This is a genomic window from Corynebacterium hansenii (assembly GCF_030408795.1).
Classification (GTDB): Bacteria; Actinomycetota; Actinomycetes; order Mycobacteriales; family Mycobacteriaceae; genus Corynebacterium; species Corynebacterium hansenii.
The window spans coordinates 2,723,885-2,735,990 of record NZ_CP047211.1 but is presented as its reverse complement, the minus strand read 5'-3'; the positions used below and the strand labels follow the sequence as shown (position 1 = coordinate 2,735,990).

The window sequence follows — 12,106 nt, the reverse complement described above, 5'->3', positions numbered from 1 at the left end:
GGAGCCTGCTACTGGTAGATCTGGCCGGTGTACGGATCCGTCGCCGAGGAGGTCTCAGCGTCGCCGTTGCCGTCCGCGGTCTTGCCGGCGGTCGACTCGGCCGCCTTGGCGCCCTCGGCCATGCCGTCCTTGCCGCGGTTGACCGCGCCGGCCTCCGGGACGTACGGCGAGATGGTCACGAACATCTCGATCTTCTCGGTGCCCTTCGGGCCCTCGAACGTGAAGGTCACGTTGCGGTTCTCGCCGGCGGCGGAGGTCTTCTCGCCGGTCAGGGTCTTCGAGTCGAGGGACGTCGACATGTAGGTGATGCAGGCCTGATTCGCGGCCGCGGCCTTCGAGTACTTCTCCACGGCGCCCGCGTAGTCGGCCACCAGCTGGCAGTCGCGCGGGATGGAGCGGTCGCCCTTCTTGGCGGCCTCGTAGGACTTCGTGGAAGCGACCGGGGTCAGCTTCACGTCGCCGACGCCCTCGACGTCGATGGACTTGAGGGTGTAAACGACGTCGTTGGCGCGCTCCTGGTTGGTGACGGAGAACTTCAGCGCCGCGTCGCCCGACTCCGGATCGACGACGATGTGGGCGTCGCGGATGGCGACGCCACCCGGGATCGCGTCCTGCTCGTTCTGCGCGCCGTCGACGGCGGCGACCTGGTTGGCGGTCTGGGAAACCTGGCCGGCGCCGCAGGCGGCGAGCGCGACGGCGGAAGCGGCGGCGACGGTGGCGAGGGCACCGCGGCGGACAACCGACTTGAGGGTCATGGGTTCGTGTCCTCCATCATCTAGGGCAAGTTGAGGATTGGGGTAAAACGGTTCTGCAGTTGAGAACCCACCTTAGTGTCCTCAAAGGCTCTTCTCATACTAGCGGTAATTTTCAGGGGGGTCATGATAGGGTGGAGGGCCGTTGAAAGGGGCGTGGACACCACATGGAATTCAGCGTCGGCGATACCGTCGTCTACCCGCATCACGGGGCCGCGAAGATCGAGCAGATCATCGAGCGCGAGCTGAACGGCGAGACCGTTCAGTACCTGGTCCTCCAGATTCTGCAGAGTGACCTGAACATTCAGGTTCCGGCGAAGAACGCCGAACTGGTCGGAGTGCGCGACGTCGTCGGCGAAGAGGGCCTGCGCAAGGTCTTCTCCGTCCTCCGCGAAACCGACGTCGAGGAAGCCGGCAACTGGTCCCGCCGCTACAAGGCCAACCAGGAGCGCCTCGGCTCGGGCGACATCAACAAGGTCGCCGAGGTCGTCCGCGACCTGTGGCGCCGCGACCAGGACCGCGGCCTGTCCGCCGGCGAGAAGCGCATGCTCAGCAAGGCCCGCCAGGTGCTGGTCGGCGAGCTGTCGCTGGCCGAGGGCGTCGACGACGAGAAGACCACCGAGCTTTTCTCCCGCATCGAGGCCACCATCGAGCGCCACAAGGCGCTCGCCGACGAGGCCGCGAACTCCGCGGAACCGAAGTCCGCCAACGGCGATTCCGACGCGGACGCCGTCGACCTCGACGCCGAGGACTAGGCCCGCAGTGGGAATGCGGGTCACCGCGCTCGTCGCGGCCGCGGGCCGCGGCACGAGGCTCGGCGAACCCATCCCCAAGGCGTACGTCCAGCTGCGCGGCCGTTCCCTGGTGGAACGCTCCGTCGCGGCCATCGAACGATCGGAGGCCGTCGACGACATCGCCGTCATCGTCTCCGGCGACATGATGGAGTACGCCCGCGAACTGTTCCGCCGTGCCAGGGCCGCCGGCCGCATCCGCTCCGACGTCGACTTCATCGTCGGCGGCGGCGAACGCATCGACTCCGTCTGGGAAGGCATGCGCGCCATGCCCGAAGACGGCGTCGTGCTGGTCCATGATGCGGCCCGCGCGCTGACCCCGCCCGGCATGATCGCCCGCGTCGTGCGGTCCGTCATCCGCGGCAACGATGCGGTCATTCCCGTGTTGCCCGTCGCGGACACCATCAAGGAGGTGGCCGGCGACGTGGTCGTCGGCACCCCCGATCGTTCGACCCTGCGCGCCGTCCAAACGCCGCAGGGTTTCCGGCTGCCTCTGCTGCGCCGCGCGTACGAAGAGCATTTCGGCCGTCCCGCCGGCGAGGCCGTGCACGCCACCGACGACGCCTCCCTCGTGGAGCGCCTCGGCGTCCCCGTCCACGTGGTCCAGGGCGATCCGATGGCCTTCAAGGTGACCACCCCCCTCGACTTGGCCCTGGCGACGCAGATCGCCGGCGAGGCCGAGTCGACCGAGTTCGAGATTTCCGGAGAATGACATGACCGACGCACCCATCCTCATCCCGCGCGTGGGCATCGCCACCGACGCCCACCAGGTCCAGGAGGGCAAGCCCTGCTGGATGGCGGGGCTCCTCTTCGAAGGCGAGGACGGGTGCGAGGGGCACTCCGACGGCGACGTCGTCGCCCACGTGATCGTCGATGCGCTGCTGTCCGCGTCGGGCCTCGGCGACCTCGGCAGCTTCGTCGGGGTGGGGCGCCCGGAATACGACGACGTCTCCGGTGAGCGCCTGCTTCGGGAATGCCGGCAGCTGCTCGAGGACAACGGGTTCGTCATCGGCAATGCCGCGGCCCAGATGATCGGCAACCGGCCCAAGATGGGGCCGCGCCGCGAAGAGGCCGAGCGGGTCCTGTCCGGTTACATCGGAGCCCCCGTCAGCGTCTCCGCGACGACGACGGACCACATGGGGTTCACCGGTCGCGGCGAAGGTGTCGCGGCGGTCGGCACCGCCGTGGTGTGGAAGAAGCCCGACTCGCAGTAGTTTCGCCGCACCCCGCCGCCGAGGGTGTTTCGCCGGCGCATGGCGGGGCCTCACGCCGCCGCCCCGCGCTCGGCGTTGAAACGCACCCGCCGCTTCCCGTCTGACGCGACCGGTTGGGCCCATCCCGTGAGGCCCCGCGGATGATTGGTTCTCGGGGTCATGTGACCGCGCCGTGGATCGGCGCGGGTGTCGTCGTTGTCGGAGTGGTGCCGCCGGCACAGCAGCGTCAGGTTTTCCAGGTCCGTGTTCCCGCCCAGGGCCCATGCGACGAGATGGTGCGCGTCGCATGCGTCCGGCGGTCGATTGCATCCCGGGTGCCTGCACGTCCCGTCGAGAAGCTGAAGTGCTATCCGCTGGTCGAGACTCGCCGACCGCCGGGTTCGCCCGAGCTTCAGCTGCGATTCCACGACCGGGGCATCCGGGTCGATGATGGCGGCGTACATGAAGTCGGAAAGCCCGAGCCGGAGCAAGTCGATCAAACCGAGCTCGACGCCGGAACCGGCCTTGACCGTCGTCCGCGTGGGATCAATGGGGCGTACATTCGGTGAGCGCCCGGCGGCGGGATCGACGCCGGTCGCCGCCGCGAGATCCTTGAGGTTCAACGCCGCGACGACCGTGCACATCGGTTTCCCCTTCACCCTCGGGTGCGCCTCATGCGCCGTCCGCAACGCGAGGTCCAGCGCATCCGCGTTGCGCTGCATCGGGGTTCGACCGTCCTCGTGGCTGCCCTTCTTGATCCCGTGCGCGAGCAGCCACGCCTCGAGCAGTGCCACCGTCGCCGCATCCAGGTATCCGCTGACCTTCGCGCCGCCGTCGTCGTCCTGCTTGCCGACGGTCAGCCTCCTCTTGCCGTGCGCCGCATTCGGGTCCCGCGGGAATCGTCTGTTCTGCTCCTTGACGAGCTGCCTGCACAATGCGCCGGCACCGTGTGGTCCGTGGGCGGGGGAGCGGGCGATCACTTCATCCGCCAGATCCGACGCGGAACGCTCCGCCCGCTCGTCGAGCGATTCCAGCTCCTTCGCCACATCGGCGATTCCCCGCAAAGTCACGTCGCCGGCGCGCAGCGCGGCGTGGGCGGGGCCCTTCAGTTCGGGATGGCCGCTCATGAACGCGCAAGCCCGGACCCGCGACATCGCCTCGCGGCGCGGCAACTGCAGTTCTTCCACCAGATAGTCATCGGGATGCGTGGTCCCCGTCATCCGGGACAACTGCTCCGCCGCCACGGTCGCGGTGACCTGCGCGTCCACGACGGCGAGCCCCCTGCGCGCGGTTTTCAGCCGTTTGAGTGCCGGCATCAGCTGCATCAGCTCCGCCGCCGACAGGGAGCGGTATTCGCATGTGCGGGCGATCTTGACCAGTGCATCCGTCACGGCGCGCGTCAATGCGATGAGCTCCCCGATGCTCGTGGTTGGCCTGGCGGCCAGCCCGGTCCTGTTCCTCTGTACTGCACTGAAGCGTTCATTCATGGCCGCCCGTTCCCCCTCATGTCATGGCGCGTGCCGGAATCTCCGGCTTCGATCATAGGGTCCATGCGAGTCGAAAACAAGAGCGAACCGAAAGTTAATCGAACGTTCATTCGTGGTCGAATCGCGTGTTGTTGGCGCGGCTCCTGAGGCAAGTGGGGCGGATGTTCGTCGTAAAGCGAATCATTTGCCCCGCGCCGATAGCTGAATCATGCGAAGTGAACGACCCTCATCGAACGCCCCGTGAACCGCCGGTGAACAAACGGTGTGTCCGGCGGGGAGGGCCCAGGTCATGTGCCGCGCAAGCGTTCGGGAGGCACGGACGCGACCGCTACACTCGGGGGCGTGAACTTCCGAATCTTCGATACCGCCACCCGTGAGCTGCGAGACTTCGAGCCCATCCGTGCTGGGCACGCGTCCGTCTACCTGTGTGGGGCCACCCCGCAGGCGATGCCGCACATCGGCCACGTGCGTTCCGGTGTCGCGTTCGACATTCTGCGCCGGTGGCTGCTGGCGCAGGGGCTCGACGTCGCGTTCGTGCGCAACGTGACGGACATCGACGACAAGATCCTGACCAAGGCCGCCGAGCATGGCCGGCCGTGGTGGGAGTGGGTGTCCACCTACGAGCGCGAGTTCACCTGGGCGTACGACCAGCTGGGCGTGCTGCCGCCGAGCGTCGAGCCGCGCGCGACCGGCCACGTGACGCAGATGGTCGAGTACATGCAGCGGCTGATGGACAACGGCTACGCGTACGACGTCGACGGCAACGTGTACTTCGACGTCGGTGCGTGGGCGGCGTCGGAGGGCGGCGACTACGGTTCGCTGTCCGGCAACCGCGTCGAGGAAATGGAGCAGGGCGAGCCCGATTCGCCCGGCAAGCGGGGACCCAACGATTTCGCGCTGTGGAAGTCGGCGAAGCCCGGCGAGCCGTCCTGGCCGACCCCGTGGGGCGATGGCCGGCCCGGCTGGCACCTGGAGTGCTCCGCGATGGCGACGTACTACCTCGGCGGCGAGTTCGACATCCATTGCGGCGGGCTGGATCTGCAGTTCCCGCACCACGAGAACGAGATCGCGCAGTCGCACGCCGCCGGCGACGGGTTCGCGCGGTACTGGATGCACAACCATTGGGTGACCATGTCCGGCGAGAAGATGTCGAAATCGCTGGGCAACGTGTTGTCGGTGCCCCACATCCTGGAGAAGGTGCGGCCGGTCGAGCTGAGGTACTACCTGGGCAGCGCCCACTACCGCTCGGTGCTCGAGTACTCCGAGGAAGCGCTGCAGGAGGCGGCCGCGGGGTACCGGCGGATCGAGGCCTTCCTCAAGCGCGCCGCGGACAAGTTCGGGGAGATCGAGATCGGGGAACGCCCCGAGGCCTTCGATGCCGCGATGAACGAGGACCTCGCGGTGCCGCGGGCCCTGGCCGAGCTGCACAATGCGGTCCGCGCGGGTAACCAGCAGCTTGCCGACGGAGATGGTGCGGGAGCCGAGAAGACGGCCGGGGCAGTCCGCGCGATGGCGTCCGTTCTGGGATTCGATCCGTTGTCCGAGAAGTGGGCGGCCGCGGGCGGCGACGACGACAAGGCGATGCACGCGCTCGGAGTCCTGGTCGGCCATGAGCTGGAGACCCGCCGGATCGCCCGCGAGGCCAAGGATTGGGCCACCGCGGATGGCGTGCGGGACCGGCTGACCGAGGCCGGCGTGACCGTGACCGACACCGCCGACGGGCCGAAGTGGTCGCTGGGAGACTGACGGCAACGGTGGAATCCCCGGTGGAATGACGGCCGGCGACGCGAACGTCGCAGGCACAACGAGAACAACCGGAAAGAGAGCCGAGTGGTCCGCGGGACCGCGCGGCGACGAACGCGACGAAGGCGAGAGACGAGAAGATGGCGGGCAATTCCCAGCGACGGGGCGCGGTGCGCAAGACCAACAAGAAGGAAACGGCCGGATCCGGTGGCCAGAAGAGGGGGCTGCGCGGCAAGGGGCCGACCCCCAAGGCCGAGGACCGGGTGTATCACAAGGCCCACAAGCAGGCGCAGCAGAAGCGGCGCCGGGACCAAGGCCGGCATGAAAAGGCGTCCGACGGAACGGAGCTCGTTGTCGGCCGCAACCCGGTCGTGGAGTGCCTGCACGCCAAGGTGCCGGGCAGCGCGCTGTTCGTGGCGTTGGGCACGGACAATGACGATCGGCTGCAGGAGGCCGTGCGCATCTCCAACGATCGCGCCATCCCGATCCGCGAGGTGCCCCGCCATGAGCTCGACCGGATGACGGGCAATTCGCTGCACCAGGGCATCGGACTGCAGATCCCGCCGTACAAGTACGCGGCGGTGGAAGACCTGATGGAGAAGGTCGTGGACTCCGGCGAGCCCGGGTTGATCGTGTGCCTGGACAACATCACCGACCCCCGGAACCTGGGTGCGGTGATCCGCTCGACGGCCGCGTTCGGCGGGCACGGCGTGGTCATCCCGGAGCGGCGTTCGGCGGCGGTCACGGGCGTCACGTGGCGCACCTCGGCCGGCACCGCCGCGCGTCTGCCGGTGGCGCGGGCGACGAACATGGTGAGGTCGCTGAAGCAGTTCCAGAAGGCCGGCTACCAGGTCGTCGGGCTCGATGCGGGCGGCGAGCACACCCTGGACACGTACGACGGCACGACGCCCACGGTGGTCGTCGTCGGATCCGAGGGCAAGGGGCTGTCGCGTCTGGTCCGGGAAACCTGCGACTCGATCATGTCGATCCCGATGGCGGGATGGGTGGAGTCCCTCAATGCCTCGGTCGCGGCGGGCGTGACCCTGAGCGAGTTCGCCCGCCAGCGCCGCGCCGCGTCCAAATAGGGGCGGCGCAGCGTAGCAGGGGTGGCGCAGCGAAGCAGGGGCACCTCGGCAGGGAGGGGCCCGCGCGCCGGTTAGGGGGCAGGGTGCCGGCCGGTGCAGTCGGAGGCGTCGTCGAGGGGATAGCCGCCGGGGCCGGACGGGCTGGCGGCCGCCGAGCCGGAGCCTGAGCCAGTGCCCGAAGCCGAGCCAGCGCCCGCGAGAGCGGCCGCCGCGGCGGCTGGGATTACGCCCTCGCGGGGCGTCGCCCAGCGGCCGGCGGAGACGTCATCGCGGGTGGCGTTGCGGCCCCGGTACCAGCCGATGAAACGGCAGACGAGGTAGATGCCGAAGGAAATGGCGGTGACGAAAACACTCACCGGCACGCCCGGCGCCAGCGACAGGACGACGCCGCCGACCGCGGCGACCTCGGCGAAGATCACCGACAGGACCACCGACATCACCGGCGACGCGGTGACGTGCGCCGCGGAGGCGCCGGGGGTGATCACCAGAGAGATGATCAGCAGCGCCCCGACGATCTGGACGCCCTGGGCGGCGGTGAGGCCGATCAGCACCGCGAACAGCACCGACATCGCGCGGACGTTGATCCCCGACGCCGCCGCCAGCACCGGGTCCGCCGACGCGAACAGCAGCGGCCGCCAGAACACCGCCACCACGGCGATCACCAGCGCCGCCACGCCGGCCAGCAGCCACACCGACGCGCTGGACAATCCCACGATCTGGCCGGTCAGCAGGGCGAACGCCGTCGTCGTCCGGCCGGGGTACAGGTGGATGAACAGCACGGACAGGCCCATGCCGAAGCTCAGCACCACGCCGACGATCGTGTCCTGACCGCCGCGCATGCCCAGCAGCGCCAGCACCACCGCCGCCAGCACCGACCCGACGATCGCGCCGCCGCCGACGCTGAACCCCGTCAGCAGCGCCGCCGCCGCGCCCATCAGGGCCAGCTCGGACGTGCCATGGACGGTGAAGCTCATCCGGCGCATCACCACCAAAGGCGTGACCACGCCGGACACCAGCCCCAGCAGCGCCGCCGCGATCAGCGCGGATTGCACGAACCCCACGTTCAGCAGGGTCTGGGTGTCCGCGACGAAGGAGTTGAGCCACTCCATCAGACCACCACCAGCTTTCCGCCGACCGTCGCCACGGTGATGTCGGTGCGGTACAGGTCGGACAGTGTCTCGGACGTCATGATCTCCTCGACGGGCCCGACCCTGTGCCCGTGCGGCGTGATGTAGAGGACGCGGTCGCAGTGGCCGAGGATCGGGTTGATGCCGTGGGTCACGAACACCACGGCGGTGCCGTGCTCGCGGCGGCGCCGGTCGAGCCTGTCCACGGCCGCTCGCTGGGCGGCGGGGTCGAGGCTGAGCAGAGGCTCGTCGCAAAGCAAAAGTTCCGGATCCCCCACCAGTGCCTGCGCCTGCCGGACCAGCTGCTGCTGGCCGCCGGACAGGGTGCCGACGCGCCGGTCGGCGATGCCCTCCGCGCCGACGTCGGCAAGCGCGGCGTCGATGCGCGCGCGCGAGGGGCGGCGCCGGATGATGCCGTGCGCCGCGGCGAGACCCACCAGGTCCCGCACCCGCATGGGCAGTTCAGGGTCGAACATGCGCTGCTGCGGGATGTAGCCGACCTTGGGCGTCGCCCGGACGGTCCCGGCGGTGAGCCGCCGGGTGCCCAGGGCCGCGCCGATCAGCGTCGACTTACCCACGCCGTTGGGGCCGAGCACCGCCATGAATTCCCCCGGCCGGACCTCCAGATCGAGATCCGACCACAACGGTGCGACGGCCGCTCCGGCGAAGGTGAGTGGGTTCAACTACTTTTGCTCCAGGTCGTCGAGGATGCGGTCGTACAGGTCGAAGAAGTTCTCGTTCGCGCCCGGCGACTCGTAGACGTTGACGATGCGCAGGCCCTTCGCCTGGGCGGCCTTCACCAGCCGCTCGGAGACCTGGTTGCGGGTCTGGGGTGCGTCGATCAGGAAATCGAGGTTACCGGACTCGACCAGCTTGAGCATCGCCGCGACGTCGGCGGCGGAGGGCTCGGATTCGGCGAGCGTCGAATTGCGGTAGCCCTCGGGGGTCTCGTCGGTGATCTTGGTGCCGATCAGGATGTCGTCGGCGAGCGGGTGGGTCTGCGCGGTGGCCGCCTTGGGCAGCTTGGCCTTGCGTTCCTCGATCTTGTCGATCCGCTTGACGACGTCTTCGTCCGACGCCCCCAGCTTCCAATGGGCGTTGACCTCGGATGCGAGGGTGTGCGCCAGCGACTTCACGGCTTCGGTGTTGTACCAGATGTGCTCGTTGACCTCGTGGTCGTGGCCCTCGTGGTCATGGTCGTGGTCATGGCCTTCGTGGCCGTGGTCGTGACCCTCGTGCCCCTCATGGTCGTCGGCGGTCTTCTCCTCCGACTTCGCGGCGGCCTTGTCATCCGACTTCTCCGCGGCCTTGGCCTCGGACTTCTCGGCGGACTTCGCCTCCGACTTCTCGTCGGATTTCTCGGCCGCGCCCTCGGCGCCGTGGTCGTGGCCCTCATGGTCGTGGTCGTCGTGACCCTCGTGGCCCTCCTCGCCGTGGCCGTGGCCGTCGAAGCCGTCGCCCTCCATGGCGGTGAGGATGAGCTTCTTCGAATCGCCGGACGCGGCCTGGGTGAGCCAGGCGTTGTAATGGCCGCCGCCGGCGACGAGGACGTCGGCCTGCTCGACGGTGGCCATGTCCGCGGCGGTCGGCTGGTAGGAGTGCGGGTCGATGTCGTTGGAGGCGATGATCGGCTGGATCTCGACGTTCTTCGCGTCGCCGACGACGGCCTGGGCCACGTCGGCCCACACCTTGGTGGACGTCACGATCTTGACTTTGTCGCCGTCGGTTCCGTTGCCCCCGGAGGCCTCGGTGCCGTTGTCGTCAGAGCAGGCGGCGAGGCCCATGGTCAGGCCCACGGTGGCCATTGCGGCCAGGGCTGTGCGCAGGAAGGGAGTTTTCATGGTTTCATCGTATCCCGGAAATGAAAACGGTTGCCAAGTGGGGTTCGAACGTATTACCGGCGATCCGCGGCATCGGGTAGATTCGGGCGCGTGCACACCGATTACCCCGCCGATCCCGCCGAGCCCGATTCGGCGTCGGCGACATCGCGGAACGGTTCGCGGGGCGGCCGCCGGTCCAGGGGGACTTTGGCGTCGATCGCCGCGGAGTTGGGGGTGTCCCGGACGACCGTGTCCAACGCCTATAACCGCCCCGATCAGCTGTCGCCGGAGCTGCGCGAACGCATTCTCGCGCAGGCGGAGGCCCAGGGCTACCCCGGCCCGGATCCCATGGCGCGCAGCCTGCGCATGCGGCGGGTCGGCGCGGTGGGCGTGCTCTTCACCGAGCAGCTGTCCTTCGCCTTCGACGATCCCGCCTCGGTGGATTTCCTCGCGGGCCTGGCGGAGGAATGCGGCCGGCGCGGCGACTCGCTCCTGGTCATCCCGGCGTCGTCGGCGGAGTGCGGAGACGGGGAAACCGAACGGCGTGACGACGGGCCCGCGCGCACCTCTTCGCCGGAGCCCGCCTCGCCCGACCCCAGGATGCTCATCCGCCAGGCCGTCGTGGATTCCTTCGTCGTCTATTCCGTGGCGGAGGACGATCCCTTCCTCAAGGCGGTGCTCGAACGCGGTCTGCCCACGGTGATCTGCGATCAGCCGACGTGCGAGGATGGTGTGCCCTTCGTCGGCATCGACGACCGCGAGGCGATCAAGCCGGCGGTGCGCCACCTGACGGAGCTCGGGCACCGCGACATCGGCGTGCTGTCGGTGCGCCTGTCCCGGCTGCGCAACGATGGCCCCGTCAGCGCGGAACGGTTGGCCGGCGCGCGGCATCACGTGCAGCGCTCCCGCGTCGAGGGTGCGCTGGAGGCGCTGGGCGAGGCCGGCATCGACGCCGCCGGCGTGCCCATCGTCGAGCGGCACCTCAACGATCCCGAGAACAATTACGACGCCGCCCGAGAGCTGCTGACGTCGCACCCGCACCTGACCGCCGTCGCGTGCACCACGGACACGCAGGCGCTCGGGGTGCTGCGCTACGCGAACGACCACGGCATCCGGATCCCGGAGGACCTCTCCGTCACCGGTTTCGACGGCATCGAGGCCGCCCGCCACAGCGGCATCACCACGGTCATCCAGCCCAACCGCGACAAGGGCCGGGCGGCCGGCGCGGCGCTGGCCGGCGGGGAGGCCAGGGTCATCCTGCCCACGGAGTTCCTGCCGGGGCGGACGACGGCGCCGCCGCGCGGCTAGGCCGGGCTCCCGGACGCGGCGGCTTCGCGGGCGTCGGCGAAATCCCGGAGGAACGCGGTCACGGCCGCGGTGTCGGGGAGGAAGGCGGTCGCCGCGCTGGGGCCGTCATCGGGGGAGCCGACCTTGATGCCCAGGTCGCCGTTGCCCAGCGTGCGCAGGACCGTTTCGTCGGTGACGTCGTCGCCGATGAACAGCAACGCGTCGGCGCCGTATTCGCTGCGGGCGGCCTCCAGGTAGCTGCCCTTGGTCACGTCGAGGACGGCGAGCTCGACGATGTCCTTGCCCTCGGTGATGTGGACGCCCTGGAGCGGCCGGAAGATGGACAGCGCGTGGTCGAGCACGCGGCGCTTGCGCACCTCGTCCTCCAGCAGGCGCACGTGGAGGACGCGCGCGGCGGGTTTGCGTTCGACCCAGACCAGGTCTCCCGCGCCGGCCTCGGCGACGACGTCGCGAAGCCGCAGGTCCAGGGCCTCCAAGAGGGAGGATTCCGCCTCCGACAGGGCCAGACCGTCCTGGGGTTCGGCACCGTGGCTGCCGACCAGCCGGGCGGCGTGCTCCATGCCGGACAGGTAGCGCAGGTCGCGCAGCTGCCGGCCGGACAGGATGACCACCTCTGTGCGGGGCAGCGCGGACAGCCGCGACACCAGCTCCACGTTGCCCTCGCGGGGGCGCACGGCCATCGGGTCATCGCACAGGTCCGCCAGGGTGCCGTCGAAATCGAGGGCGACCACGAGCGTCCCGGCCTCGGCGACGGCGGCGACGGCGGATGGGGTCGGTGACGTGTTGCTCACGTCACCACC

Annotated in this window: 12 protein-coding genes; 6 read left to right on the top strand and 6 right to left on the bottom strand. The window is 69.4% G+C overall.

Annotated features, from left to right (window positions below; genetic code table 11):
* Positions 1-8 precede the first annotated feature (8 nt).
* Positions 9-755 (bottom strand): hypothetical protein, encoded by a 747-nt coding sequence (locus tag CHAN_RS12150; protein ID WP_065421570.1) that lies wholly within the window; start codon positions 753-755, stop codon positions 9-11.
* A gap of 164 nt (positions 756-919) precedes the next feature.
* Here CHAN_RS12150 and CHAN_RS12145 point away from each other — a divergent pair, with 164 nt between their 5' ends.
* From CHAN_RS12145 to ispF, 3 genes are read left to right on the top strand one after another with little or no spacing between them, the layout of a single operon-like run.
* On the top strand, positions 920-1,507 hold the full coding sequence (locus CHAN_RS12145) for a CarD family transcriptional regulator (protein ID WP_048744071.1): 588 nt from the start codon (positions 920-922) through the stop codon (positions 1,505-1,507).
* Positions 1,508-1,520: 13 nt separating this feature from the next.
* On the top strand, positions 1,521-2,255 hold the full coding sequence (ispD, locus tag CHAN_RS12140; protein WP_290293511.1) for a 2-C-methyl-D-erythritol 4-phosphate cytidylyltransferase: 735 nt from the start codon (positions 1,521-1,523) through the stop codon (positions 2,253-2,255).
* A gap of 1 nt (position 2,256) precedes the next feature.
* On the top strand, positions 2,257-2,757 hold the full coding sequence (gene ispF, locus CHAN_RS12135; RefSeq protein WP_048744073.1) for a 2-C-methyl-D-erythritol 2,4-cyclodiphosphate synthase: 501 nt from the start codon (positions 2,257-2,259) through the stop codon (positions 2,755-2,757).
* Positions 2,758-2,807: 50 nt separating this feature from the next.
* Here the strand turns inward: ispF and CHAN_RS12130 are convergent, their stop codons facing one another.
* Positions 2,808-4,127 (bottom strand): HNH endonuclease signature motif containing protein, encoded by a 1,320-nt coding sequence (locus CHAN_RS12130; RefSeq protein ID WP_290290100.1) that lies wholly within the window; start codon positions 4,125-4,127, stop codon positions 2,808-2,810.
* 438 nt (positions 4,128-4,565) lie between these two features.
* On the opposite strand from CHAN_RS12130, the gene cysS reads away from it, so the two are divergent.
* Positions 4,566-5,969, top strand: coding sequence for a cysteine--tRNA ligase (cysS, locus tag CHAN_RS12125; protein WP_048744076.1), 1,404 nt, complete (start codon positions 4,566-4,568; stop codon positions 5,967-5,969).
* A 137-nt stretch (positions 5,970-6,106) separates the two neighbouring features.
* Positions 6,107-7,051 (top strand): 23S rRNA (guanosine(2251)-2'-O)-methyltransferase RlmB, encoded by a 945-nt coding sequence (rlmB, locus tag CHAN_RS12120; protein ID WP_290290098.1) that lies wholly within the window; start codon positions 6,107-6,109, stop codon positions 7,049-7,051.
* A 71-nt stretch (positions 7,052-7,122) separates the two neighbouring features.
* On the opposite strand, the gene CHAN_RS12115 is transcribed toward rlmB, so the two are convergent.
* Genes CHAN_RS12115 through CHAN_RS12105 form a run of 3 tightly spaced genes read right to left on the bottom strand, consistent with a single transcriptional unit; the run spans position 7,123 to position 10,019 of the window.
* Positions 7,123-8,160 (bottom strand): metal ABC transporter permease, encoded by a 1,038-nt coding sequence (locus tag CHAN_RS12115; protein WP_290290096.1) that lies wholly within the window; start codon positions 8,158-8,160, stop codon positions 7,123-7,125.
* Positions 8,160-8,861 (bottom strand): metal ABC transporter ATP-binding protein, encoded by a 702-nt coding sequence (locus CHAN_RS12110; RefSeq protein WP_290290094.1) that lies wholly within the window; start codon positions 8,859-8,861, stop codon positions 8,160-8,162. Before CHAN_RS12110 ends, CHAN_RS12115 begins: the two co-directional genes overlap by 1 nt.
* Positions 8,862-10,019: a metal ABC transporter solute-binding protein, Zn/Mn family gene (locus CHAN_RS12105; protein ID WP_290290092.1), complete on the bottom strand. Its 1,158-nt coding sequence runs from the start codon at positions 10,017-10,019 to the stop codon at positions 8,862-8,864.
* Positions 10,020-10,205: 186 nt separating this feature from the next.
* Here CHAN_RS12105 and CHAN_RS12100 point away from each other — a divergent pair, with 186 nt between their 5' ends.
* On the top strand, positions 10,206-11,306 hold the full coding sequence (locus tag CHAN_RS12100; protein ID WP_290293508.1) for a LacI family DNA-binding transcriptional regulator: 1,101 nt from the start codon (positions 10,206-10,208) through the stop codon (positions 11,304-11,306).
* Here the strand turns inward: CHAN_RS12100 and otsB are convergent.
* Positions 11,303-12,097, bottom strand: a complete 795-nt coding sequence (gene otsB / locus CHAN_RS12095) for a trehalose-phosphatase (protein WP_290290090.1) — start codon at positions 12,095-12,097, stop codon at positions 11,303-11,305. The genes CHAN_RS12100 and otsB overlap by 4 nt on opposite strands.
* Positions 12,098-12,106 lie beyond the last annotated feature (9 nt).

Excerpts from the sequence above, each read along its gene's own strand:
- CHAN_RS12150 (WP_065421570.1), bottom strand. The coding sequence starts at position 755 with ATGACCCTCAAGTCGGTTGTCCGCCGCGGTGCCCTCGCCACCGTCGCC.
- CHAN_RS12145 (WP_048744071.1), top strand. The coding sequence starts at position 920 with ATGGAATTCAGCGTCGGCGATACCGTCGTCTACCCGCATCACGGGGCC.
- ispD (WP_290293511.1), top strand. The coding sequence starts at position 1,521 with ATGCGGGTCACCGCGCTCGTCGCGGCCGCGGGCCGCGGCACGAGGCTC.
- ispF (WP_048744073.1), top strand. The coding sequence starts at position 2,257 with ATGACCGACGCACCCATCCTCATCCCGCGCGTGGGCATCGCCACCGAC.
- rlmB (WP_290290098.1), top strand. The coding sequence starts at position 6,107 with ATGGCGGGCAATTCCCAGCGACGGGGCGCGGTGCGCAAGACCAACAAG.
- CHAN_RS12115 (WP_290290096.1), bottom strand. The coding sequence starts at position 8,160 with ATGGAGTGGCTCAACTCCTTCGTCGCGGACACCCAGACCCTGCTGAAC.
- CHAN_RS12105 (WP_290290092.1), bottom strand. The coding sequence starts at position 10,019 with ATGAAAACTCCCTTCCTGCGCACAGCCCTGGCCGCAATGGCCACCGTG.